This is a genomic window from Arthrobacter sp. zg-Y1171, from assembly GCF_025244845.1.
GTDB lineage: Bacteria > Actinomycetota > Actinomycetes > Actinomycetales > Micrococcaceae > Arthrobacter_B.
In genome coordinates, this window is sequence record NZ_CP104264.1 from 3,150,705 (window position 1) to 3,173,583 (window position 22,879).

The 22,879-nt window shown below is 63.7% G+C and carries 21 protein-coding genes; 6 read left to right on the forward strand and 15 right to left on the reverse strand.

Annotated elements, in window-relative coordinates; translation table 11 throughout:
* Window positions 1–14 precede the first annotated feature (14 nt).
* From hpaE to N2L00_RS14830, 3 genes are read right to left on the reverse strand one after another with little or no spacing between them, the layout of a single operon-like run.
* Window positions 15–1,532 (reverse strand): 5-carboxymethyl-2-hydroxymuconate semialdehyde dehydrogenase, encoded by a 1,518-nt coding sequence (gene hpaE, locus N2L00_RS14820; RefSeq protein WP_255862371.1) that lies wholly within the window; start codon window positions 1,530–1,532, stop codon window positions 15–17.
* Window positions 1,533–1,569: 37 nt separating this feature from the next.
* Window positions 1,570–2,277, reverse strand: a complete 708-nt coding sequence (locus N2L00_RS14825; RefSeq protein ID WP_255862370.1) for a GntR family transcriptional regulator — start codon at window positions 2,275–2,277, stop codon at window positions 1,570–1,572.
* Window positions 2,274–3,743, reverse strand: coding sequence for a fumarylacetoacetate hydrolase family protein (locus N2L00_RS14830; RefSeq protein ID WP_255862369.1), 1,470 nt, complete (start codon window positions 3,741–3,743; stop codon window positions 2,274–2,276). The genes N2L00_RS14825 and N2L00_RS14830 overlap by 4 nt, the downstream gene beginning before the upstream one ends.
* A 254-nt stretch (window positions 3,744–3,997) precedes the next feature.
* Between N2L00_RS14830 and N2L00_RS14835 the strand changes: the two genes are divergently transcribed.
* The 3 genes from N2L00_RS14835 to N2L00_RS14845 all read left to right on the forward strand — a co-directional run bounded on the left by N2L00_RS14835 (window position 3,998) and on the right by N2L00_RS14845 (window position 6,860).
* Window positions 3,998–4,897 carry a TIR domain-containing protein gene (locus tag N2L00_RS14835; RefSeq protein ID WP_255862368.1) on the forward strand — a complete coding sequence of 300 codons (900 nt, stop codon included), beginning with the start codon at window positions 3,998–4,000 and terminating at the stop codon, window positions 4,895–4,897.
* A 274-nt stretch (window positions 4,898–5,171) separates the two neighbouring features.
* Window positions 5,172–5,729: a hypothetical protein gene (locus N2L00_RS14840; RefSeq protein ID WP_255862367.1), complete on the forward strand. Its 558-nt coding sequence runs from the start codon at window positions 5,172–5,174 to the stop codon at window positions 5,727–5,729.
* A 78-nt stretch (window positions 5,730–5,807) separates the two neighbouring features.
* Window positions 5,808–6,860: a TIR domain-containing protein gene (locus tag N2L00_RS14845; protein ID WP_255862366.1), complete on the forward strand. Its 1,053-nt coding sequence runs from the start codon at window positions 5,808–5,810 to the stop codon at window positions 6,858–6,860.
* Window positions 6,861–7,372: 512 nt separating this feature from the next.
* Here the strand turns inward: N2L00_RS14845 and N2L00_RS16235 are convergent.
* From N2L00_RS16235 to N2L00_RS14860, 3 genes are all read right to left on the reverse strand, one after another.
* The gene (locus N2L00_RS16235; RefSeq protein ID WP_308219725.1) at window positions 7,373–7,582 is read right to left on the reverse strand and encodes a ParB family protein; all 210 of its coding nucleotides are present in this window, start codon (window positions 7,580–7,582) and stop codon (window positions 7,373–7,375) included.
* Between the two features lie 705 nt (window positions 7,583–8,287).
* Window positions 8,288–9,058, reverse strand: a complete 771-nt coding sequence (locus tag N2L00_RS14855; protein ID WP_255862365.1) for a hypothetical protein — start codon at window positions 9,056–9,058, stop codon at window positions 8,288–8,290.
* A 275-nt stretch (window positions 9,059–9,333) separates the two neighbouring features.
* Window positions 9,334–9,594 carry a ParB family protein gene (locus N2L00_RS14860; RefSeq protein ID WP_255862364.1) on the reverse strand — a complete coding sequence of 87 codons (261 nt, stop codon included), beginning with the start codon at window positions 9,592–9,594 and terminating at the stop codon, window positions 9,334–9,336.
* A 294-nt stretch (window positions 9,595–9,888) separates the two neighbouring features.
* Between N2L00_RS14860 and N2L00_RS14865 the strand changes: the two genes are divergently transcribed.
* Both N2L00_RS14865 and N2L00_RS14870 read left to right on the forward strand, forming a co-directional pair.
* Window positions 9,889–10,968, forward strand: a complete 1,080-nt coding sequence (locus N2L00_RS14865) for an alkene reductase (RefSeq protein WP_255862363.1) — start codon at window positions 9,889–9,891, stop codon at window positions 10,966–10,968.
* 190 nt (window positions 10,969–11,158) lie between these two features.
* Window positions 11,159–11,401 (forward strand): hypothetical protein, encoded by a 243-nt coding sequence (locus N2L00_RS14870; RefSeq protein WP_255862362.1) that lies wholly within the window; start codon window positions 11,159–11,161, stop codon window positions 11,399–11,401.
* A 49-nt stretch (window positions 11,402–11,450) separates the two neighbouring features.
* Here the strand turns inward: N2L00_RS14870 and N2L00_RS14875 are convergent, their stop codons facing one another.
* On the reverse strand, window positions 11,451–12,497 hold the full coding sequence (locus N2L00_RS14875) for a hypothetical protein (RefSeq protein ID WP_255862361.1): 1,047 nt from the start codon (window positions 12,495–12,497) through the stop codon (window positions 11,451–11,453).
* A gap of 194 nt (window positions 12,498–12,691) precedes the next feature.
* Here N2L00_RS14875 and N2L00_RS14880 point away from each other — a divergent pair, with 194 nt between their 5' ends.
* Entirely contained in the window at window positions 12,692–13,255 is a 564-nt protein-coding gene (locus N2L00_RS14880; protein WP_255862360.1) for an MOSC domain-containing protein, read from the forward strand.
* A 58-nt stretch (window positions 13,256–13,313) separates the two neighbouring features.
* Here the strand turns inward: N2L00_RS14880 and nagA are convergent, their stop codons facing one another.
* From nagA to N2L00_RS14920, 8 genes are all read right to left on the reverse strand, one after another.
* Entirely contained in the window at window positions 13,314–14,435 is a 1,122-nt protein-coding gene (nagA, locus tag N2L00_RS14885) for an N-acetylglucosamine-6-phosphate deacetylase (RefSeq protein WP_255862359.1), read from the reverse strand.
* Window positions 14,432–15,409 carry an ROK family protein gene (locus N2L00_RS14890; protein WP_255862358.1) on the reverse strand — a complete coding sequence of 326 codons (978 nt, stop codon included), beginning with the start codon at window positions 15,407–15,409 and terminating at the stop codon, window positions 14,432–14,434. The genes nagA and N2L00_RS14890 overlap by 4 nt, the downstream gene beginning before the upstream one ends.
* 87 nt (window positions 15,410–15,496) lie before the next feature.
* Window positions 15,497–17,245, reverse strand: a complete 1,749-nt coding sequence (locus N2L00_RS14895; protein WP_255862357.1) for a DUF4832 domain-containing protein — start codon at window positions 17,243–17,245, stop codon at window positions 15,497–15,499.
* A gap of 20 nt (window positions 17,246–17,265) precedes the next feature.
* Window positions 17,266–18,186, reverse strand: coding sequence for a carbohydrate ABC transporter permease (locus N2L00_RS14900; RefSeq protein WP_255765292.1), 921 nt, complete (start codon window positions 18,184–18,186; stop codon window positions 17,266–17,268).
* The gene (locus N2L00_RS14905) at window positions 18,179–19,159 is read right to left on the reverse strand and encodes a carbohydrate ABC transporter permease (RefSeq protein WP_255862356.1); all 981 of its coding nucleotides are present in this window, start codon (window positions 19,157–19,159) and stop codon (window positions 18,179–18,181) included. Before N2L00_RS14905 ends, N2L00_RS14900 begins: the two co-directional genes overlap by 8 nt.
* A gap of 4 nt (window positions 19,160–19,163) precedes the next feature.
* Window positions 19,164–20,507 carry a sugar ABC transporter substrate-binding protein gene (locus N2L00_RS14910; RefSeq protein WP_255862355.1) on the reverse strand — a complete coding sequence of 448 codons (1,344 nt, stop codon included), beginning with the start codon at window positions 20,505–20,507 and terminating at the stop codon, window positions 19,164–19,166.
* Window positions 20,507–21,787 (reverse strand): Gfo/Idh/MocA family protein, encoded by a 1,281-nt coding sequence (locus tag N2L00_RS14915; RefSeq protein WP_255862354.1) that lies wholly within the window; start codon window positions 21,785–21,787, stop codon window positions 20,507–20,509. The genes N2L00_RS14910 and N2L00_RS14915 overlap by 1 nt, the downstream gene beginning before the upstream one ends.
* A gap of 198 nt (window positions 21,788–21,985) precedes the next feature.
* Window positions 21,986–22,783, reverse strand: coding sequence for a DeoR/GlpR family DNA-binding transcription regulator (locus N2L00_RS14920; protein WP_255765296.1), 798 nt, complete (start codon window positions 22,781–22,783; stop codon window positions 21,986–21,988).
* Between the last annotated feature and the right edge of the window lie 96 nt (window positions 22,784–22,879).

The following is a 22,879-nucleotide window of genomic DNA, read 5'->3' on the forward strand; positions in this document are numbered from 1 at the left end:
GTGTCGGGGAAGGGTTAGCCGTCGACCTTGGCGGCGTCGTCGGTCCCGAACTTGGGGGTGTGGACCTTGCCCAGGGTGATGTGCACGGCCTGCTGGTCGGTGTAGAAGTCGATGGAGCGGTAGCCGCCCTCGTGGCCCAGGCCGGAGGCCTTCACGCCGCCGAACGGGGTGCGCAGGTCGCGGACGTTGTGGCTGTTGAGCCAGACCATGCCGGCCTCGGTGTTCTGCGCGAAGTTGTGCGCGCGGGTGAGGTCCTGCGTCCAGATGTAGGCGGCGAGGCCGTATTTGGTGTTGTTGGCCAGGTCCAGGGCTTCGGCTTCGGTGTCGAAGGGGGTGATGGCGACGACGGGGCCGAAGATTTCCTCCTGGAAGATCCGGGCGTCGGGGGCGACGTCGGCGAAGACGGTAGGTGCGATGTAGTTGCCTTCTTCGAGGCCTTCGGGGCGGCCGCCGCCGGCGAGCAGGCGGCCTTCGGTCTTGCCGATTTCCACGTAGGAGGCGACCTTTTCGAAGTGTTCCGGGTGCACCAGGGCGCCCACCTGGGTCTTCGGATCGTGCGGGTCGCCGACGACGATGGTCTTGGCGCGGGCGGCGAAGCGTTCGCAGAACTCGTCGTAGATGCCGCGTTCGACCAGGATGCGGGAGCCGGCGGTGCAGCGTTCCCCGTTGAGGGAGAAAACGCCGAACAGGGCGGAGTCGATGGCGGCGTCCAGGTCCGCGTCGGCGAAGATGACGCAGGGGCTCTTGCCGCCGAGCTCCATGGACAGGCCCTTCAGGTTTTCCGCGGCGTTGCGGAAGATGGTCTGCCCGGTGGTGGTTTCGCCGGTGAAGGAGATCAGCGGGACCTGCGGGTGCTTCACCAGCGCATCGCCGGCTTCCTCGCCCAGGCCGTTGACCAGGTTGAAGACGCCCGCGGGGACGCCGGCTTCGGTGAAGATGTCGGCCCAGAGGGACGCGGAGAGCGGGGTGAATTCGGCCGGCTTGAGCACCACGGTGTTGCCCGTGGCCAGCGCCGGGGCGAGCTTCCAGGATTCGAGCATAAACGGGGTGTTCCACGGGGTGATGAGCCCGGCGACGCCGATGGGTTTGCGGTTCACGTAGTTGATCTGGGCGCCGGGGACCTTCATGGCGTCGTCGAACTGGGCGACGATCAGGTCCGCGAAGAAGCGGAAGTTCTCCGCGGCGCGCAGGGCCTGGCCCTTGGCCTGGGTGATGGGCAGGCCGGTGTCGAAGGTTTCCATTTCGGCCAGGCGCTCTTCCTGGGCTTCGACGGCGTCGGCGATCCTGTTGAGGATGCGGGCGCGTTCGCGCGGCTTCATCTTCGGCCACGGGCCGTTGACGAAGGCTTCGCGGGCGGCGGCGACGGCGGCGTCGATGTCTTCCTTCTGACCCGCGGCGGCGGTGGCGTAGGTCTTGTTGGTGACCGGATCCAGGACATCGAAGGTGGCACCGCTGGCGGAGTCCACAAACTTGCCGTTGATGAAGTGCTGGATGTGGGTGGGGAGGTTCTCGGGGACGAAGTGCGTGGTCATGGGGTGTTCCTCTTTCGTCGTTGGAGTCTTGGAAGATCTAGATCGGCGAGGGCGGCTGGTGGCTCTGGGCCAGGAAGGCGTTGAGGGTGTTGGTGCGGTGCGCGCGGGCGGCGTGCTCGACGTCGGCCGCCGGGGCGTGCGTCTCGATCAGATCCAGCAGCGCGTCGTGCTCCTGCACTGACGCGTGCGCCCGGTCCGGGACGTACCGGAAGACAGAGGAGCGCATGCGGCCCAGCCGGTTCCAGCCGCGGTGCACGAGGTCCAGGATGTGCGGATTGGGGCAGCGGGCGTAGAGCAGGGCGTGGAATTCGGTGTTCAGCGCGGTGAAGCGGACCGGGTCGAAGTTGTCGAGGACCTCGCGCATCTGGGCGTTCAGTTCCCGGGCCTTAGCCAGTTCCTCGGCGCTGATGCTCGGGGCGGCCAGGGCGGTGGCGGCGCCTTCGATGATGCTGAGGGTCTGCATGGTGTGCAGGTACAGGTCCGGGTCAATGCCGGCCACCGTGGCGCCGACGTTGCGGACAAAGTGCACCAGTCCTTCGGCTTCGAGCCGGCGGATGGCTTCCCGAACGGGGACCACGCTGCAGCCCATCTCGGTGGCGATGCTGCTGAGCACCAGGCGGTAGCCCGGACTCATTTCGCCGCCGAGGATGCGGTCCTTCAGCAGGGTATAGGCCTGCTCCGACTTGGAGCCGGTGCCCGGAGCGGTGCTGGTGGCCCGCCCGTTGCTGTTGGCGTCTGCGCTCATGCTTGTTCCGCTGCCCAGGCCTCGTACTTTTCCTTCCAGGCGGCGTTCATCGGGTACAGCCCGTCGACGCCGTGGCCGGCCTTCACCATTTCGGCAATGAACTCTTCCTGGTGTTCCTGCTTGATGCACGCCTCCACCAGCTCCTCGGCGATGGCCGGCGGGATGACGAGGATGCCGTCGTCGTCGGCCACGATGATGTCGCCGGGCTGCACCGTGGCGCCGCCGCAGGCGATGGTGATGTCAGTGTCCCAGGGGACGTGCCTGCGGCCGAGGACCGCGGGGTGCGGGTTGGCGCAGTAGACGGGCAGGTCGATGCCGGCGACGGTGGAGTAGTCGCGGACGCCGCCGTCGGTGATGATGGCGGCGGCGCCGTTGTGCTTGGCGCGCAGGGCGAGGATGTCGCCCAGGGTGCCGGTGCCCTTTTCGCCGCGGGCCTCCATGACCAGGATTTCGCCGTCACCCACGGAGTCGATGGCGCGTTTCTGCGCGTTGTAGCCGCCGCCGTGGGACTTGAAGAGGTCCTCGCGGTTAGGGACAAAGCGCAGGGTGCGGGCGGTGCCGACCACCTTGCGGCCGGGGCGGGTGCCGGTGAGGCCGTCGATGGAGACGTTGTTCAGGCCGCGGGCGCGCATCTGGGAGGACAGGGTGGCGGTAGCGACGGATTCCAGCTTGGCCTTGAGTGCCGGGGTGAGGGTTTTGGGCTGTTCTTTGGGGGTCAGGCCGGCCTTTTCGGCGGAACCCCAGGCTTCTTCGCGCTGCTTATCGTCGATTCGAGGCTGGGCGCCGAAGGGAGCCAGCGGCGTCGTGCCGTCGGTGACCGTGGTGGCGAGGCGCCCGGTGGTCTGGTCCGTGCCGGGAACGTCGACTTCCACTTCGAGGCGGTCGCCGGGGACGGCCACGGAGGCACCGGCGGGGGTGCCGGTGAGGATCAGATCGCCCGGTTCCAGGGTGAGCAGCTGGGAGAGGTCGGCCACCAGCTGGGCGAAGGGGAAGAGCAGGTCTGCGGTGGTGTCGTCCTGCGCGAGTTCGCCGTTGACCCAGGTGCGGACGCGCAGGTTGGCGGGGTCGACGTCGGCCGCGTTGAGGATGGCGGGGCCCACGGGGGTGAAGCCGTCGCCGCCCTTGGAGCGGAGGTTGGAGCCTTTGTCTGCCCAGCGCAGGTCGTACACGCCCAGGTCATTGCTGGCGGTCACTCCCCCGACGTAGCTCCAGGCGTCCTCAATTGAGACGCGGCGGGCGGTCTTGCCAATGACGAGGGCGATTTCGCCTTCGAAGCCGAGCAGTTCGCAGCCCGCCGGGCGTTCCACGCTGCCGCCGGTCAGGGCCAGGGAGGAACTGGGCTTGAGGAAGTAGGAGGGCTGTTCCGGGGTGCGGCCGCGCTCTGCTGCCCGTGAGGGATAGTTGATGTGGACGGCGATGACCTTGCCGGCCTGCTTCAGCGTGTCCGTGGTGGCGTCGTTGCCCATGTCTCTCCTGGATCAAGTACGAAATCGTATATGATCAGGGTTCCATGTGGTGTGGGTCACGTCAAGGGTTAAGGTGGACTACCCCGGGCCCCATCTCCCCCAGGGGCTCGATAAAAACCCACCGTCGCTATGAACCTGAGATGTCTTGCATCCAACGATCGCACCAAAAGCCCGGCGATGAGTTGCGGTATACGGATCCGCCTGCCGACTGGGAACGGGGGGTTAGATCCTCGAAGATTGTCTAGTATGGACGAATGACCCCTTCAATTTTTGCCCGGCGTGACTTGACTAAACTTATTCAAGCCTTGGGGTCGAACGAACGACTAACCCAGTCAGACATCGGAGTCCTATGGAGTGAGTTTGTGGGCGATGTTGGGGAAATGCCGGATGGGAACAAAGTTCACCGGGCTACGCAACTAGTGAGCCGCGTGGCCAAGCGCCACGACGCTGACGACAAGCTAACCGAGCTCATCAATGAAGCCTTTTACTTTTCGCCTAAGGGAGATAGCAGAAGACAGGACGATACATTTAAACCTCTTCTGGTCCGCCTGTATGAAAAAAACTTTACCGTTGATGACGACGGTGTACACCAACCATTCCTAGCAGCAGGGGATACCTTGAGCACAACTAAGGACTCTCGTTCAATTTTCGTCGTGCATGGACGGAATCTTGCAGCCAGAGACGAGCTCATAAAGTTTCTTAAGCACCTCGACGCGCGGCCCATATCGTGGACTCAGGCAGCTAACGCTGTTGATAGCCCTATCGAAAAAACCCGCGACATTATCGAGGCCGGCATGAACATGGCTCAGGCCATCCTCGTTCTCTTTAGTCCGGACGACGAGGCGCGACTTAAGGAGCAGTTCATAGAACCGGAAGACGGACCAGACGAACGAAACGTCACAGGTCAATCCCGGCAGAACGTCACGCTAGAAGCTGGAATGGCGCTAGGCATGGCTCCTGACAGGACCGTTTTTGTGCGAATCGGACGAACCAGGGAAATATCGGATATCGCTGGTATCAACTGGATCACCCTTCAAGATGACTGGGATAGCCGGGAACGCCTCGCAAATGCTTTGAAGAAGGCAGGAGTGGCTATCCAAATGGGTAATCTAATGGACCCCAATGCCGGAACCTTCGCTGGCATCAGCGTCTAGGCAGAGGTGAGGCTCTCTTACCTACCGGAGAAGTAGTAACCCTCCCCGCTGTGACTATGACCTCCTCACTCCAATGCAACTCGGGAACCGGTGAGCATCTGAACCGCGGACCGTAGCACTTCTCCGACTCCGGTAGGTGGTAGAACATGCCGGTGGTCTCCGGGTTGTTGATGACGTCATTCGGCGAATGCCATTATTGCCACGCCTACATCCTCCAATTGAGAGTGCCACTGTGGAGGAACACGGATAGCCTTACTAAGCACATAATGACTGTATGAATGATGTTCCTCTTTGGGTCACTGTTGCCCTTCCGCTCATCGGATACGCCGCAGCCCTTGCAAGCGAGCTCCTGCGTAATGGCCTCCAGTCTCGCCGCGACGACGCAATACGTATCCGGGACCGTCGAGAGAATATGCAAGACAGGAGAGATCAGTTCGAACTCGAAGTCCTACGGAACGCTTATTCATCGTTGAACCGCTTGGCGAGAGCGGCGATGAGATTCCACCTCGTTGACATGTCCGTCGCGAAAGAAGTTGGTTCCTACGCGTCACGGCGCATCGAGGATCTAACCGGCGCTGAGCTTGACGAAGAATTTCGCCAAGCGGCAGTTCAGCTCTCCTCCGAGATTGAACTCGTATTCGACGACAATCTGAGGCAGAGACTCAAGGAAACTCGGGATGCGCTGAGAACACCCTCAGTCATGTTCCACAGCAATGCTGTAGATGCAGACCGCGCGATGAACAAGGCAGTGACAGCTACATCTGAAACTCAGGAAGCGTTAGGTGTTCGCATAAGAGAGCTCTACCTACAAGCGGCCCCTCCGCAGGGTTAGACCTCAAGGGGCTAAAGTTCGTAACTAGAGGAGCTGCGACTGTGCAACCTCATAGTTAAAAGAGGGGTAGCCAGAGCAGTGCCTAATTCGATTACCGAGGTCACGCGACGCAAGGTTATGGACCTGTACACGTTGTTGCCCATCGCCTGGTCCGGACGTCTTGCGGAGCCAGATTTCTTGGCTCGCCTCTACCCGCTCAGGGATTTGCCAAGCAACGACTATCGGTTCAATGACGCATACGGTGACGTCACTCAACATCGCGTCAACAATCCGGATGATTGGACGGATGATTACATCTTCATCGATCCTCGTTTCAATCTCCTGTGGGGTACAGATGAGAATTTCCTCAACTTCCTTGAGATGACTGTACATCCGGTAGTACTTTCCAGCGACGCCGCGGCCTCATTGGTGGAGACTTACAACACTGTGTTGAGGGGCGATGGATACGCGTTCAGACAGGACGGGACGCTGAGCGGGCATCCCCTATATAAGGTCGGACCGACGGTAACCCGAGACCCGTTGGATGCCGTAGAACACGGCAGTCCCACTGCTGTGGAACTGATCGACTCAGCACCCCACCTTCAGCAGTCACTCAGTCCGGGAAGCGTCTCGATCGCACCAGCGGTGAGCATCACAGGCGGCGTGCCCAGCACGGATGCGATTACATCGCCGCCAGAAGAAAAGAGAATCTTTATCGTTCACGGCCATGATGAGACGGCTAAAAATTTTGTTCATCTCTTCCTCAACAGGCTCACTGGTAAGGACGCCGTCGTACTCCACGAACAGGGAAATTCAGGTCAATCACTGATCGAAAAGTTGGAAAACGCTGCGGATAAAGTTAACTTTGCTGTGGTGCTTTTGACGGCGGATGACTTGGGCAAGGCAAAAGTTGAGACTGACCTTGAACCTCGTGGACGTCAGAACGTCGTGTTCGAGATGGGCTACTTCATGGCATTGCTCGGACGGGACAGAGTAGCTGTCCTACATGCCACAGATGTTACGGAACCCGGAGATATGAGAGGCATGCTCTACATTCCATACGGAAGTTTTGCCAACGATTGGAAGGGCAAGCTCGCCGGAGAGTTGAGTGACGCAGGGATAGACGTCGATCTGAAAATTCTAACAAAATAGCAGAATTCTGACTCGAAGGACTGCTCAACAAGGTCCTCGATCAACCTCAACGACGAGAATCCTATGGTCATATGTAGAGTGTTCACCTGCCGTGGTACTGCACAAACCCATAGAGATGGCTTTCGCTGTCTACGTACCCGTGCGGGAGCCTCCTGTGGCATTACGGAAGTCAGCGAGCTGGGTGACACGTTCGTTCTACGGGGATTGCTCCAGCGCTACTGCTGTGGCCTACTACCGGCGTCCCCTAAGGGATGGAAGGCCGCCCGCAGAGGGTGCAGCAGTGACCAACCAGCGCCCCAGCTCAGCACGTTCCTCTTCTTCAAGGGAAGAGATAGTGCCGCATGGAATTTCTGCCTCAATGCGGTCGCTGAAGCTGCTTTCCATTGTCTGCCTCTACACCTTGGTGGGCTAAATCGTGGAAGCGGGAGCCGCACCACACGGTTCCCGCTTCCCTTCTTGCTGTCCTCAGCGACCAACGAAGGAAATCTATTTTGCCTGGCGGCCCTCTTCTTTCAGCGTCCGCCGGCCTGGGTGGAGGGTGCCGGCCGGTACCGGTGCCCATTTCCTGCCCTCGTTGTGTTTTCGCTGCAGGCGCCGTACTTCGCGGTGCATTGCACTGCTGCTTCGATCAATTCTGACACGGAGTTGTAGCCTTCGGCGTGGCCCGCGGCGAGGAATGCTGCGCGGACCTGGTCGGCGTCTTCGACGCTGAAATAGGGGATGAAGCCGGCCGGTTCCTGCTTGCTTCATCGCCTTTATCCGTAGGGGTCGGGTGTCTGTAGTGAGTTTAGGGGCTGCCGGAGGGTGGCCACCAAAGGGGTCCGAACAAGCTAGGGGTACCCCAATGGATCAGCGACCTCCCCAAGCACCTTTCTAAACAATCGCTCTGTGCTGAACCGCGACCGACCGCTTACCTAGGCGGTAATGTCTTGGCCGAGGTGGCGGCAGGTCGCGCCCCGGGAAACCCCAAATGTCTCCTCGATCTGCTGCACCGTGTAGGTCTTCTCGTCATACATCGCCCGTGCCTGCCTGGCTTTTGTTGGCATCATATTGAGCCGGTCCCCGCATCTGCGGCCGGGTGCCCTCGCTGCTGCCAAACCGTTCAAGCAGCAAGGCCGTCGCACAGTGGGCTCTTGCGGTCTCCTCAGTATCCGCAGCTGGACCACCGGCTACTGCGCGGCACGGTGCTTTCCTTCTCGAGCGATTTCTTCGTTAAGGACGCCACGGTCGTTGCGACTCCCAAAAGTCTGGGTGTTGCAACGACCGCTAGAACCCGACCTGTCCGCTAGGCGGCCGCACTACCGTTGGGCCGACATGACGGTAAGCATGGGCCTGGTCCTGAATATGACAGCCTTGTCCAGGACCACAAAGACGGCGTGGTTCAGGACCAGCAGGTAAGCCAGTCCTAGACCGGAGGGCCCGGCTGGTCAACCGAGCTTGTCCGAGTGCTCGGGGCACAAAGTCTCGACGCCTGCATAGTTCATCGACCGTAGCTCTGCGAGGGAGTACTTCAGACCGGCGACCTTGGTGATGAGCTCCTCGACCACGGGTGCGCCCTCTGGCTTGCTGTATATCAGGCAGAAGTTTCGTGCAGTCTTGACGAGATCCTCGTCCGTAAAGTTCTCGAGGTTCGGGTGCAATGATCTGACACCGGAGAGGAATGCCTGTTCTGCCTGCTCGTCCTCGGTCAGCATCGGCGCCGGCTCCCCGGTGGGCTCCTGATTCGCCTTGTTGTCAGCATCCGCAGCGTTCACCACCGGCTGGCAAATGTCCAGGATCCCGAACCTCACGTCTTGGTAGGAGTCGGGTTCCAGGCTGAAGGTGCCGGAAATCTCCCATTGATAGGCGAAATCCTCCAGGACGGCGCTGAGGTCCTCGATAGCTGCTGCCAGTTCGGGCTGCGCCGTCACCGACACCTCTTCCAACCGATCTTGGATCTCGGTCGCCTCTCGAGCAGTGTCGGCGTCGAGAGATTCGACCGTCCGCAGGAAATTGTCGGCCTCAACAGCTGATCCGCCTGTATCGAAGAGGGCGAGACAGGAGTCGAGGATCCGAACCTTCTCCAGACTCGCTGTTGGAGATGGCGATGCGGAGCTGGGTTCCGCTAAGGCAGTCGGTGCGGGAGGGTGCCCGTCCTGCTCGGGTTGTCCGCCACACCCGGCCAAGAGCATTGCTGTCGCCGCGAATAGGCCTGCCAATCGTGATGCTCTCAAGAGCCCCCCAGAGAAGTTTGGCGGCAGTGCACCGCACTGCGGAGCCTTTCGCACCGGCAGTACGTTTATCGTATCGGGACGGGACCCGATCTGCTCAGCTGAGGCCGGCGCGGGAGGCCGCGCGCTCCGTGCGGTCACCAAGACTGTTTCCGCCAGCCTTCTCCGCTGCCTGCGGCTAGGTGGTTTTAAAGGGTGGAAGCGGGAGCCGCACCACACGGCTCCCGCTTCCCTTACTATCCTCCGCAACCGACGAAGGAAATCTATCGGGCCGGGCGCCCCTCTTCTTTCAGGGTCCTCCGGCCGGGGCGGAGGGTGGCGGCCGGTACCGGTGCCCATTTCCTGCCCTCGTTGTGTTTGCGCTGCAGGCGCCGTACTTCGCGGTGCACTGCCGCTTCGATCCATGAGAGAGCTACTGGAAGGGTTCGGTCCTGTTCGGTCAGTGCCTGCCGCCATTCGTTCTTCACTGCCTGCTTGGCCAGCCGGTAGGCGTCGGTCAGGCTGTCCACCCTATAGACGGGCATGCTGGTCAGCTTGTCCTCCACGGCGAGGGTCCGGCGGTGACCGTAGCACGTGCAAAGGTACCGTCTTCGTGCGATGGGCGGTGACGGACCGGATAGCCACGTATTCCTTGGTGGAGGACAGAAACACTTTATCGAGCTGAGCGTCGTTGCGGACGGCTCCACTGCACGGTCCCGGTGTGACCTGGTCCGCCTGCGGAATATCCGAAGCCGTTCCCGCGGTTGTCGCTCGATAGACGTACTTCCGCTTGGGCCATCCCAGATCCCCGAGCACAAGCAACAGAAGGAAACCCCTCAGTGAAACTCTTTACCCCCCTGACCGTCGGCACCATGGAACTGCCCAACCGCCTGGTCATGGCGCCGATGTCCCGCGTACGCGCCGACCGCAAGGGCGTGCCCACCGATATCATGGTCGAGCACTACCGCCAGCGCGCCTCCATGGGCCTGATCATCACTGACGGCATCTACCCCTCCTTCACCGGCCAGGGCAACGCCCTGATGCCCGGCCTGGTCACCGAGGACCACGTCGCCGGCTGGAAGCGCGTCACCGACGCCGTCCACGAAGCCGGCGGCCGGATCGTTGCCCAGCTGATGCACTCGGGCCGCGTCGCGCACGAGAACATCAACGGCGGCCGTCCCGTCGTCGCCCCCAGCGCCATCGCGGTTGAAGGCATGGCACACACCTACGACGGCAAGCAGCCCTTCCCCGTGCCGCACGCCCTCACCGAAGCCGAGCTCCCCGGCGTCGTGCAGGACTTCGTCTCCGCCGCGCAGAACGCGATGAAGGCAGGGTTCGACGGCGTCGAGCTGCACGGTGCCAACGGGTACCTGCTGCAGGAATTCCTCTCCCCCGTCTCCAACACCCGCACCGACAACTACGGCGGCTCCCCGGAGAACCGGGCGCGCCTGGTCATCGAGGCCTTCCGCGCCGTGGCCGACGCCGTCGGCGCCGAGCACACCGGCATCCGCATCTCCCCTGAGCACAACATCCAGGGTGTGCTGGAAACCGACCGCGCCGACGTGACCGCCACCTACACCGCCCTGGTGGACGGCATCGCCGATCTGAAGCCGGCCTACCTGAGCATCCTGCACGCCGACCCGGCCGACGAGCTGGTCCAGGGCCTGCGCCGCCGCTTCGACGGCCCGGTGCTGATGAACACCGGCTTCGGCACGGTCACCAGCCGCGAGGACGCCATCATGCTGCTCGAGGAGAACCTGGCCGACGCCGCCGTCGTCGGCCGCCCGGTCATCGCCAACCCGGACCTGGCCCGTCGCTGGCAGGAGGACCACCCGCTGAACGAGATCGACCAGGCCACCGTCTACACCGACGGTGCCGCCGGCTACACGGACTACCCGGAGCTCGCTCCGGTTTCATAGCCGAAACGAACGACGGCAGGCCTTACGCAAGAGATGCGGGAGGCCTGCCGTCGCATTGTCAGCGGATGATCGGGATCCAGTTTCGCGTCGATCATGGGCGGCGCCCATGGGACGGAAATGCTCGTTCATGCACGGCTGCCAACGGCCTGTCCGCGCCTCGGTATATTGCGGCTTGTGGTTAGGTAGGCCAATGGACGATTACGTAAGTACCGGCACATTCTGGTTCATGGTGGCGCTTATAAATGCCGGCCTTGCCGAGCAGAAGAATCGCTCCCGCTGGATCTGGTTCCTGTTATCGCTCCTGTTAGGGCCCATTGCCACGATCCTTATTGTCGTGCGGCGGGCACCGGAACCGGTCGAACCGTCCATGACGCATCGGGGCGGGTGGAAAAACCCGGACCCGCACCCGCGATCCTTGGGAGAACCGATGTAGAACGAAGTGTTACGTGGCCACTAGCCGGTACCGCCTGCGCCGTTGTTTCTTACCGTTTTGACGGCTGCGACGCGCGCTCCTCACCGGAATACTGCGCTTCAATTTCCTTACTCCACGCACGCGCGTATAGGCCAAGGGCCGCCTGCTCCCTGAGCGGGAAGCCCAGCCCGTTGAGTGCGTGCTGGCTAGCCCCCATTGCCAGTTGCTGGGCACTGCGGCTGACGCGTTGTTTGTCTGCCCGGTACAAATACTCATCCATGGCCCTTGCCCACCGCTTCCGCCAGATATCCACTGCCGGCTCTGAGGCAAGAGCGGCCATCACCCGGTGTGCGGGCATAACCCGGGGTGCGATCCGGGTCCTCATTGCCCTGCGCGCTTGCGCAGCGTGCGGGCCAAAAGAACCTGTACAGGCGTGCAGATGAGCGTTCCAGTAGAAGTCCCAGCTAGTGGTTCTGCGGTCGGGCCAAACAGCGGACCGGGGGCCCCGCATCATGGCGTGGCCGGCGTCGAAGAGAAGCAGGGCAGCCAGCATCGAGCGCGTGTTGAGGCTGGGAAAGCGGTTGACCGCCCACAAAGTCAGATCCATGGAGACCTCGCCAATCTCAGTTGCCAGGTCCAAGCCCTTTGGCCCCCCGAACCGTGCAAATGCCGCTTCCACCACCTCAGGTACCGGTTCGCCCGGCAGCGGCGGATAAACGAGCCCCGGCGAGTGGGAGATCTTCAAGGTACCCAGCGTGGCAGCGTTTTCGTCCGCCAGCGCGTGCGTAAACTTCCATAGGCGCTTAGCGACGTCGTCGGTGGCAAGCAAATGCAGGAGCACGGCGTGACGGTCGGATTCCGGGCTGCGTGACAACCGAAACCGGCTCCCCTCCCCGGTCCGCAGTTGGGAAGGCAAAGGGGCAACAACATGGCGGATAATGTCGTCGCCGACATTCTTACGCTCCGGCTCAATAGTCAGGATGGACCACAGGGTTGTGCTGGGGTGCTGCTTCACAGGGCGGGTAGCAGCACCTCGCTGGACAGTATTCGACTGCATTACGCGGCTCATTTCATCCCCAAGAATGATGTCTGACGTGGGTGTTTGTACTGTCTTCATCCTGTGTTCCCAAAACGTGTAAGTCCATACCGGCCCCCCAAATCATTACCTGTTCGTGTCCTCTTGGGCCGGTGCGCACCCAATTCCGGGAGGTACACGGTCTAGCTCGAGTTGGGAAAACCGACTTCCCGTCACGGTTGGCGTGCCCCGGGACCCTTCCCGTGGGCCGTGGCGGGATATGAAATGATCCGTCAATGACTGTCAGATGGAATCCCCAAGGATCGACAGTGGTCTCGGTCAGTCAAAGCAGCAGGCACAACTTCAGCAAGGACCAGGTGGACTCGGTTCTGCTGGTGGAAGGGCTGGGCGTTGACGGAGATGCGCATTCCGGCACCACCGTGCAGCATCTGTACAAAATGCGGTCCAACCCGACACAGCCCAACCTCCGGCAGGTGCATCTGATCCATGCGGAGCTGTTCGACGAACTGGCGCAGGACGGCTTCGAGGTACGTCCCGGCGACCTCGGGGAAAACATCACCACCCGCGGCATCGACCTCCTGCACCTGCCCGAGGGAACCCTCCTACGCATAGGACCCGCCGCCGTCGTTCAGGTAACCGGCCTGCGGAATCCCTGCCGGCAGATTGACCGCTTCCAAACCGGACTGCTCAAAGCAGTGCTGCCCCGCGACAGCGCGGGAAAAGTCGTGCGGAAGACGGGAATCATGGGCATCGTGCTGGCAGGCGGGCTGGTGAGCGTCCACGACGAAATCCGCGTGGAGGTTCCGGCCGGGCCGCATCGCCGGCTCAAGTGCGTCTGAAACTCCTGCGCGGAAGGTGAGCACGGCCGCCGCCAAGGCAGCGTCCGGGCCCATCCATTCAAGGGCCGCTAACCCACTGCCCTGCGCGCATAACGGCCTTCACCGCCAGGTCGCCGTCCAGGGCAACCAGATCAGCGCGCCGGGCGGCTTCGATTCGGCCGACGTTGCTGAGGCCAAGCATCGCGGCCGGGCTCCCGGTGAGTGCTTCGACGGCCTTGGGCAGCGGTATGCCCACCGTCTTCACGGTGTACCTCAGGGCGGCGTCGAGAGTCAGTGTGCTGCCGGCAATGCTTCCGCCCTCAACGGCCCGCGCCTGCCCCTGATGCACATCCACCGCGACACCGCCCAGGGCATAGCGGCCGTCCGGGGCGCAGGCGGCGGCCATGGCATCGGTGACCAGGACCGTGCGGCACGGGCTGTTGAACACCGTGCGGACAGCCGCCGGGTGCAGATGCACGCCGTCAGCTATGACTTCGGCGAAGACCGCACTGTTTTCCAATAGTGCAATCGCAGGTCCAGGTTCGCGGTGATGCACCGGACGCATGCCGTTGAACAAGTGCGTGCCAATGCGGGCACCGGCCCCGATGGCCGCCAGCGTTTGGGCATACGTGGCACCGGTATGGCCGATCGCCGCTTTTGCTCCATGGGCGGTGATTGCCGCAATGGCTTCGCGGCTGCCGTCCAACTCCGGCGCCAGGGTGACCATCCGGATGGTCCCCGCCCCGGCCTCGAGGAGTTCCAGCAACTCCGGCATCCGCAGTTCCTGCAGGAATTCGGGCGCGTGCGCACCCCGGTGGTCAGGACTCAGCCAAGGGCCTTCCAGATGAATACCAACGACGACGCCGTCCCGCACCTTTCCTGCAAGGCCGCGAACACTTGCCACGAGTTCGTTATGGGGGCGGGTCACGAGGCTGGCCATCATGGTGGTGGTGCCGTGGGCCAGGTGGACGGCGGCAATACGATCGGCAGCGTTGGCCTCCGGGTCGCTGAAGGAGTACCCGCCGCCGCCATGGACGTGCGCATCGATGAATCCGGGAACCACCGTGCCGTCAAGACTGTAGTCAGCCCGGCGTGGAGGGCTGCCGGGGCCGGCGTCAGTAATGTCCTCTCCGTCCACTTCGATCCAGCCCGGCTCCTGCATGCCCTCGGGGGTGAGCACTGCTGCGGCTTCGACGATCATGCGGTTCCTGACGGTGCGGATTCCGGTGACAGACGGGCAGGCCGGTTCAGCAGCAGCTCCCGCGCGTTCAGGGCGGCTCCGATGAAGCCGGCATCCTGGCCCAGCCGGGCGCACAGGAGATGCGGACGCCGGGCAGATCCCAGCAGCCGGTCCAGGCGCTCGCGCAGGGGAACCAGGAGGGCATCACCGGCCTGGGACAACCCGCCGCCGATGATGAAGGCTTCCGTCCCAAGAATGTTGGCGCACTGGGCGATGCTGAAGGCGAGGGCGTCCACGGCGTCGCCCCAGACCCGCCGCGCCACCGCATCCCCCTGCAGGGCACGGTCCGCCACCTCCCGGGCACCGTCCATCTGGTGCCCCGCCTGTGCCGCATACCTCCGGGCGATAGCGGCGGCGGACGCCACGGATTCCAGCGTGGCAGTACCGGTCAGCGAACCGGCCGGGACAAGGGCCTGCCCGATTTCGCCGGCATACCCCCCGGCCGTGACCCGTTTGCCCTCGCAGAAAACGGCGGCGGCGATCCCGGTTCCGATGACGATGACCAGGACGTCCCGGAAGTCCTTCGCCCCGCCCAACCGCAATTCCGCGTCTCCGGCGGCAGCGACGTCGTGTCCAAACGCCACGGGGATTCCCAGCCTTCGTTCCGCTTCCTCCGCAAAGGGATAGTTCCGCCAGCCGAGGTTGGCGGAATAGACAGCGGTTCCCGTGCCCGGGTCAACAATCCCGGGCACGATCACCCCCGCGGCCTCGATCCGGCTTTCGGGCAGCTCGCTCCTGAAGTCGCGGGCAAGCTCCGCAATCCGGTCCAGCACTGCTTCTGCGGGCCTGGCCTTGTCGAGGGGAGTCGGAACACGGCAGAACGCCTGCAGCCGGCCCGAGGGGCCGACCACTCCTGCCTTGATATAGGTTCCGCCGACGTCGAAGGCCAGGACCGTTGAAGATCCGGCACCGAGCGATATGGCTGGTAGGGACATGCTGGTTTCCTCGTCGTAGCGGCGTTGTGATGACCCAACGGGCCAATGATCCCCCGGCAGCTGCAGGGATCCGGTTATTCCCGGGCGTCAGGTGCGCCGCTCCAGCTGCCGCCGATAGACCAGGAAGGCACCGCCGACGAGGATGGCCAGCAGGGCTGAACCGCCCAGCGCGAGAGCGGAGACAGGCCCCAGTCCGCCGCCGGTATTGGCAAGGACATCCACCTGCGGGGTGGGCGGGGCTGGCGTAGTCGCTACCGGCGGCGCAACCGGCGGCACAACCGGCGCCGTCGACGGCTCAGGACTCACCGGCCCGGGCACCGCGGCCCGGGAGCCGATCATTACGGTCTGTCCCAACAGGTTCGTGCCCTCGGACGCATTCCAGGTGCCGATATTTGCGGCCTGCACGGCGAACCGGGCATCGGCTGCGGTACCCGGATCGGATGACGGGAAGGCAACCGCGAGCTGATAGCTGCCTTCGGCCAGGGAAGCGAGCGCCGGATCGGACAGGCTCAGCGTGGTGGACAACGTGTTGGTTGTTCCCGGCAGCCAGCGGCGGAGATCGGCGTTGGACGTGAACGGCACCGAAGTTGTGGAACCATCGCTGCCGGTCAGCACCAGCAGGGCCGTCCGCGGCGCATAGGGGGCGGCCCACCCGTCATTGCGTACGTCAACGGAAACCACCACGGACTCATCCGCCGCTGCAGTGGACACGGCGGACCCATCCGCCGGTGCAACGGAGGAGGACTCCATAACAAACCGGTAGCCCAGCCTCTTCGCCGTCTCGGCAAGCCCTGCCTCACCCCAGGAATTCAGCACGTCCCGGTTGTAGTCGGTGTTGAGGTAGCTGTAGTGATAGCGGGCCAGTTCGGCCGAGGCGCTTTCCCATTCCGACCGGGGCGGGTTCACGTTGCAGGTTTCGCCGCCCACCGGAACGTAGAGGCTGTCAGCGGCCAGGTACTCCTGGTCCAGGGTAATCGGGTCCGAAAGGAAGGTGCCCCAGTCGTCCGGGGCGGCGAGCAGGCAGTCGTTGTGGTGTCCGGTGCGCGCTATGACGGTATCCGTGTACGCTTCCGCGGCCGTGACTGCACTCGACGCCGCGGCGGGCACGCCGAGCATCTGCTGCTTCGAAGCCATCGTGCGCACCTGGACACCGCGGTCTGCGGGCAGCTCATCGAGCAGGGCCTGGGTGACGGCCGAGCGCTTGGCCCAGTCCTCCGGGGTCACGACACCGGGATTCGCCGGGTCTGCCACGAAGTGATCCGTGTAGTAGCCCTCGCCCCACAACCCGATCAGCCCGTTCTGCACTACTGGAATCACGTCGGAGTTCGCGCGCAGCACCGGTCCAAGCTGTTTGATATGCGCAAGCACCACGTCCAGGGGTGCGTCTCCGTAAGGCGGCGTGTAGGGCCAGGCGCCGCCCTGGACATAGGCGAACCGCGTAATCACCGACACTCCGGCTTCACGTGCCGTGTCGTAGTCGGCCTGGACCAGCGCCAGGAACTCCTCGTCGAGGACCGGGTCCGCTGCGAACTTCTCCAGGTAAAAGACCCGCAGGATCTGCGTTATGCCCTGCGGCCGGAGTGCTGCCAGGGCCGCTGCATCGAGCGGGACGTAGCCCGAACCGTCCGCGCGGTAGTGGGTCTCGGTGTGGTGGTAGAACCCTCGCTGGGGGTTGGCGATCACCTCGTTGCTGGGTTCGTAGGCCACCGTGGCGGCCGTATCGCCCGGCACGTAGACGGAGGGGGCGGGTGCGGGGTCAAGGGCGACGGCTGCTGCCGCCGGCCCGGCAAGGGCGACAGCGGCAGCCAGAAGAACCGCCAGCGTAGGTTTTTTCATGATTCTCCAGATGTCGAGGATTACTTCAGGCCGCTTGAGGCGAGGCCGTCAATAACCCGGCGCTGCAACAAGATGAACAAGAGAAGCACCGGCGCCATGGCCAGCAGGCTCGCGGCCATCACCACGGGGTAGTCCGTAGTACGGTCGCCAATCAGGGTTGCCAGCCCGGCAGACAACGGCATCCGGTCGCTGAAGGTGGTTACCACCAGCGGCCAGAGCAACTCGTTCCATGACCACAGCACTGTGGTGATGGCCAGGACGCTCATGGTGGGCCGCGCCAGCGGCAGCATGACCCGCCAGAAAATCTGGAACGGATTCGCGCCGTCCAGCCGTGCGGCTTCCTCCAACTCCGCGGGCATGCTCAGGAAGGCCGTGCGCATCAGGTAGGTCCCGAAAGCGCTGAAAAGGCCGGGCAGGACAAGGCCGCCCACACTGTCCAGCAGCCCGAGGCCCTGCACAATCTGGTACTGGGACAGGAGGTAAACCTGCGACGGGACCATCAGGATCGACAGCACCAGGGCGAGCAGGACCGACCGGCCGCGGAAACGCATCCGGGCGAAGGCATAGCCGGCCAGCGTGCAGAAGAGGATCTGTGCCAGGGTGCGGATCACCGTAATCACCACGGAGTTCTGCAGCTGGCCCAGGAAGGGCAGCCGCTCGAAGACCTCCGCATAGTTCGACCACTGCAGCTCCGCCGGCCAGAACACCGGCGTGACGCTTTGGACCTCTGCGTTGGTGGACAGCGACATGATGATCTGCCACACGAAGGGGAAAGCCATGACCAGTGCACCCAGTCCCAGCACAATGTGCGCCACGGCGTGGGAGCCGCCCCGCCGTCGGGCCCGTGCCCTCGCCCGGGCGCGGGACTTCCGCTGCAGCGATTTCGACGCCGTCTCCGGCACCGCATCGGGCATCCGCACGGGCATTAACCTGTTAGTCACTCTGCACCCACTTCTTCTGGAACCGGAACTGCAGCAGGGTGACGAAGCCGATGATCAGGAGGATCACCATGGCGATCGCGGCCGCGAACCCCTTGTCGTTGTTGACGAATCCTTCTCGGTAGAAGAAGTAGACGAGGGACATGCTCTTGGGCAGGACGGGGTTGCTGCTGCCCAGGATCGCGTAGAGCAGGTCGAAGAGCTGGAAGCTGGAGATGACCGTAACGATCGTGACGAAGAAGACGCTGGGTGAAAGCAGCGGAACGGTGATGGATTTGAACTGTCCCCAGCGGGTTGCACCGTCGAGCTCGGCGGCTTCATAGAGTTCCGGCGGAATGTTCTTGAGCCCTGCAGCCAGCACAATCAGGCTGAATCCGAGCGAGGACCACAGTCCCACAATCGCCACCGCCACCATTGCGAACACCGGCGTGCTGATCCAGTAGGGCCCGTCAATGCCCAGGAATCCCAGGCCGTAGTTCACCAGCCCGAAATCGCCGTTGAAAATGAGCCGCCAGACCATGGCGACCGCCGTCGGCATGGCGACGTACGGGAGGAAGAAAAGCACCCGGTAGACGGAGGCGAAGCGCAGGCCCGGAAGGTTCAGCAGGCTCGCCAGGTAGACCGCGATGGGTATCCCCAGCATCACAATGCCGGTGTACAGCAGCGTGTTGCCCAGCGACCGGTACAGCTGCGGGTCGGCCAGCAGCTCGGTGTAATTCTGCAGGCCCGCAAAGGTCGACCCGCCGAACGGCCCTGTCTCCGTGAAGGACATGGCGACGGTCTGGACAATCGGCCACAGGTAGAACACGGCGATGCCGAGCACCAGCGGCGCAATAAAGAACCACGGCCACAGTCCGTCCCTGCCGGGGCGCCTGCGCTTCCCTGCCGGTCCGGGCAGCGGGGCCGTGCGGGCCGGCCCCGCGCCGTCCTCCTGGGACGGCGCGGGGCGGCCTGCACGGCGGTCAGTTGTCGTCATGGCATCATTCTTCGGCGAGCGCAGCGTTCATCTTGCTTGCCAGCTCATCCGCTGTGTCCTTCACCGGCTTCTCCCCGGAGAACCCCTGCGGCAGCAAGTCGGTCTCAAAGGCGTTCCACACGGCGGAGTTTTTGCTTACCGGGAGGGGCTGGGCGTAGTCGAGTGCGTCAAGGAATACCTGGAGATTGGCCTCGGGCATGGAACCGGTGAATGCGCTCTGGGTTCCTTCGAAGGCGGGGATGACCGCTCCGGCGTCGCCCTGTTGCTGCTGCGCCTCCTTGCTGGCAAGGAAGGCCTGCAGGGCCTGCGCCGCCTGCTTCTCCTTCGATGTTGCCGAGACAACGTTCGCCACGCCGTGGATCACGGTGGCTTGTTCCTCGCCCTGCGGCAGCGGCAGCACCACGACGTCGCTTTCCATTTCCGTATCGGTCAGCGCCGAGCGGAACCAGCTGCCGCCCCAGTACATGGCGAGCTTGCCCGAGGTGAACCACTGGTCCGCCGTCGTGTCCGTGAGCTGCTGGATGGACGGCGAACCGTTGTTGGCGATCAAGTCGGTCCAGAACTGGATCCCCGCCTGCGTCTCCGGTGAGGAGTAGCCCGATGTGCCGTCTTCGATCACGGTGCCGCCGGCCTGGAAGATGGTGTTGTAGTACGTGGTCTGGCCGTCCATTCCGCCGGCGCCGCCGTATGAGCCGTCGGCAGCCAGCGCCGCGGAGATGTCGGCAGCCGTCTTCTGGAACTCTTCCCAGGTCCAGTCCCCGGTGGGCAGCGGCACGCCGGCCTTCTCGAAGAGGGCTTTGTTGGCCCAGATGCCGATGGTGTCGAAGTCCTTGGGCACGCCGTACCGGACGTCGTCGATCGTGTACAGGTCAACAAGTGCTTCCGGATAGTTGGCCGGATCGATATCGCCCGCGTCAACGGCGCCGGTAATCGGCTCAAGCTTGCCGTTCGAGGCGTAAAGACCGATGTTCGGGCCGTTGATCCAGAAGAGATCAGGAAGGGTATCGCTGGAGGCCTGCGTTTGCAGCTTGGTCCAGTATTCGGCATAGGGCGTGACATTGACCGAGACGTCAATGTTCGGGTACTCCTCGTTGAACGCGGTGATGTTCTCTTCGATCGCCGCCACCTGGTTCTTGTCCCACACCCCGTAGGTGATCTCTGCGGTCAGGTCTTTGTCGGCAGCCGAATACTCGCCCGGCTCGGCGGACTCCGCATTCGAACCGCATCCGCTGGCCACCATGGCCAGCCCGACGCCGAGCGCGACCCCGGCGGCGACCCGCCGGGTGGGCGGGCGTACGGGAGTGCGCCGGGCGGAGCGCCAAGCGGCAGAAGGGAACAGGTTTTTCATCAGGAGGTCCTTCCAAGGGTTGATTGCGCGGTGTGAATGGAGTCTGTGGCCGGTGTGGTCACCGGGGCCGGCGTTTGCGGGAAGTGCCGGGCGACATGCGCCGGGAGGGCGGGCACGTCGATGGGCCGCGACCCGTTGCGAAGGGACTCGGCGGCGAGGTAAGCCGCCGCGACCGCTTCCCGGGCCGCGCGCGGGCTGACAACTGTGGGGGCGCCGTCGACCAGGGCGTCGAAGAATTCAGTCATCGTGAGCAGGTCTGCGTCTTCATGGCCGCTGGCTGCGCCGTCAATGGGATATTCGAGGTCACCCGCGACCTGCCATTCACGGCGCCGGTTCCAGACCTTGATACTGCCGCCGGCGGTGTCGCCGACGTTCTCGAGCCGGCCTTCCGTGCCGATCACCGTGTAGTTGCGCCAGTAGTCGGGCGTGAAATGGCACTGCTGGTAGCTGGCCATCACACCGTTATCGAGCGTCATCAGCATCATGGACAGGTCCTCCACGTCCACCACCGGGTTGAGCCCGGTCTGCCGGCCGGGCGGCCAGTTGTCGTAGGAGAACCAGTCGGGCATGGTTTCGCCGTGCCGGGTGCGGCGGTCGGTGACGCCGCCGTAAACCATCAGCTCCCCCATGGCGACCACCCGGCGGGTGTATCCCGAGGCGAGGTAGTGCACCGCATCGATGTCGTGGCTGGCCTTCTGCAGCAGCAGGCTGCCGGTCTTTGAGCGGTCAGCGTGCCAGTCCTTGTAGTAATAGTCGCCGCCGTTGCCCACAAAGTGCCGCACCCAGACGGCCTTGACCTCGCCGATTTCACCCCGCTCGATGATTTCCCGCATCGCCCGGACCACCCCGGAATGGCGGAAGTTGTGGCCCACGTAGAGCAGGGTGCCGGATTCGGCTGCTGCGGTGAGGACCCTGTCCGCCCCCTCGAGCGTGATCGCCAGGGGTTTCTCGAGATAGGAAGCGATGCCCGCCTTGAGCAGTTTCACCGCTATGGCTTCGTGGGTGTGGTCCGGGGAGGTCACGATCGCGGCGTCGATGCCGCCTTCCCGAATCAGGGCGTCAAGCTCGGCGTGGAGCACGGCATCGGGGTAGGTCCGCCTGGCGCGGTCACGGCCGGCTTCATGGGGTTCAACGACGGCGACGACACGGGCACCCGGGCGGGCCAGGGCCACGTTCCCGGCAATGGCAGCGCGGGCACCGAAACCGATCACGGCCACCCGAAGCGGAGCCGCGTCTGCGGCTGGGGCGGCGGCGCTCTGGGATTCCGGATCATTGTGCATGACGCCATCTTGCAGCACGTGCACGAATTTGTCACTAACTAATCCAAAGTGATCATCTTGTGACAAAAGGAAGTGGCGCAGCTGCTCTGTTCCACGCCCGAGGCTACAACCTCCAGGTACGCCGACCGGCCTCTTGGCGCTGTCCGCCCGCCGCGTGCCGGAGTGGAGAGTCCGCGGGAGTCCGGGAGGGTACCGGCGCTACCGGACTGCTGCCGCCACGATGACGTCCACCCCGGCCGCCGCAAACTCCGCAGCAAGGTCCGGGGCGACGGGCTGGTCGGTGACCAGGACGTCGATGTTCGCGAGCGGGCAGATGCGGGCAAAGGTGCTGCGCCCCAGCTTGGTCGAGTCAGCGGCGATGACGACCCTCCGCGAGACCGCAGCAATTTCCCGGCTTGCCTCCGCCTCGCCCTCATGCAGAGTTGTCGCCCCGAAGGCGGCACTGAGCCCGTCGACGCCGAGAACCGCCGTATCGATACTGAAGTCCCGCAAGGACGCGGCCACGAGGGGCCCGATGAGTTCATAGGACTGGCGCCGCGGCACCCCGCCCGTGACGACAATCTTGATGTGCTCGCGCACCGACATCTCGTAGGCGATGTTGAGCGCGTTGGTCACAATCGTGACGCCCGGAGCATCTCCGACCGGATGCAGCTGTGCACTGCGCCCGAGCATCCGGGCCACCTCACTGGTCGTTGTGCCGCCGTTGAGGCCCACCGATTCGCCGGGGTGGATGAGGTCGGCGACAGCCTTGGCGATCGCGCCCTTGGCGTCCGCCTGGCGGGCAATCTTGTACTGCAGGGGCAGTTCGTAGCCGGACCCAAGTGCTGCCGCACCGCCGTGGGTACGCGTCACCAGGCGTTGGTCGGCGAGCGTATTGAGGTCGCGCCGCACGGTGGCAGTGGAGACTCCGAGCGCCTCGCTCACCTCAGCGATCGAGACGCTCCCCCGTTCGCTCACGAGATCAAGTACGACATTCAGGCGCTGTTGCTGGGTCATCTGACGGCCAACCTTTCGTTATCTGGTCATTTTCTCACACAAAACCTTGCTAACCCTGATTGATTCTGCTCAACTAACGGTATATCGATCAAAACC

What these genes read in the sequence shown, in the direction of transcription:
- N2L00_RS14870 (WP_255862362.1), top strand. Translation starts at nt 11,159, where the DNA reads ATGGACGATTACGTAAGTACCGGCACATTCTGGTTCATGGTGGCGCTT.
- hpaE (WP_255862371.1), bottom strand. Translation starts at nt 1,532, where the DNA reads ATGACCACGCACTTCGTCCCCGAGAACCTCCCCACCCACATCCAGCAC.
- N2L00_RS14890 (WP_255862358.1), bottom strand. Translation starts at nt 15,409, where the DNA reads ATGTCCCTACCAGCCATATCGCTCGGTGCCGGATCTTCAACGGTCCTG.
- N2L00_RS14830 (WP_255862369.1), bottom strand. Translation starts at nt 3,743, where the DNA reads ATGGGCAACGACGCCACCACGGACACGCTGAAGCAGGCCGGCAAGGTC.
- N2L00_RS14840 (WP_255862367.1), top strand. Translation starts at nt 5,172, where the DNA reads ATGAATGATGTTCCTCTTTGGGTCACTGTTGCCCTTCCGCTCATCGGA.
- nagA (WP_255862359.1), bottom strand. Translation starts at nt 14,435, where the DNA reads ATGATCGTCGAAGCCGCAGCAGTGCTCACCCCCGAGGGCATGCAGGAG.
- N2L00_RS14895 (WP_255862357.1), bottom strand. Translation starts at nt 17,245, where the DNA reads ATGAAAAAACCTACGCTGGCGGTTCTTCTGGCTGCCGCTGTCGCCCTT.
- N2L00_RS14875 (WP_255862361.1), bottom strand. Translation starts at nt 12,497, where the DNA reads ATGAAGACAGTACAAACACCCACGTCAGACATCATTCTTGGGGATGAA.
- N2L00_RS14915 (WP_255862354.1), bottom strand. Translation starts at nt 21,787, where the DNA reads ATGCACAATGATCCGGAATCCCAGAGCGCCGCCGCCCCAGCCGCAGAC.
- N2L00_RS14880 (WP_255862360.1), top strand. Translation starts at nt 12,692, where the DNA reads ATGACTGTCAGATGGAATCCCCAAGGATCGACAGTGGTCTCGGTCAGT.
- N2L00_RS14835 (WP_255862368.1), top strand. Translation starts at nt 3,998, where the DNA reads ATGACCCCTTCAATTTTTGCCCGGCGTGACTTGACTAAACTTATTCAA.
- N2L00_RS14920 (WP_255765296.1), bottom strand. Translation starts at nt 22,783, where the DNA reads ATGACCCAGCAACAGCGCCTGAATGTCGTACTTGATCTCGTGAGCGAA.
- N2L00_RS14910 (WP_255862355.1), bottom strand. Translation starts at nt 20,507, where the DNA reads ATGAAAAACCTGTTCCCTTCTGCCGCTTGGCGCTCCGCCCGGCGCACT.
- N2L00_RS14905 (WP_255862356.1), bottom strand. Translation starts at nt 19,159, where the DNA reads ATGACGACAACTGACCGCCGTGCAGGCCGCCCCGCGCCGTCCCAGGAG.
- N2L00_RS14825 (WP_255862370.1), bottom strand. Translation starts at nt 2,277, where the DNA reads ATGAGCGCAGACGCCAACAGCAACGGGCGGGCCACCAGCACCGCTCCG.
- N2L00_RS14860 (WP_255862364.1), bottom strand. Translation starts at nt 9,594, where the DNA reads ATGCCCGTCTATAGGGTGGACAGCCTGACCGACGCCTACCGGCTGGCC.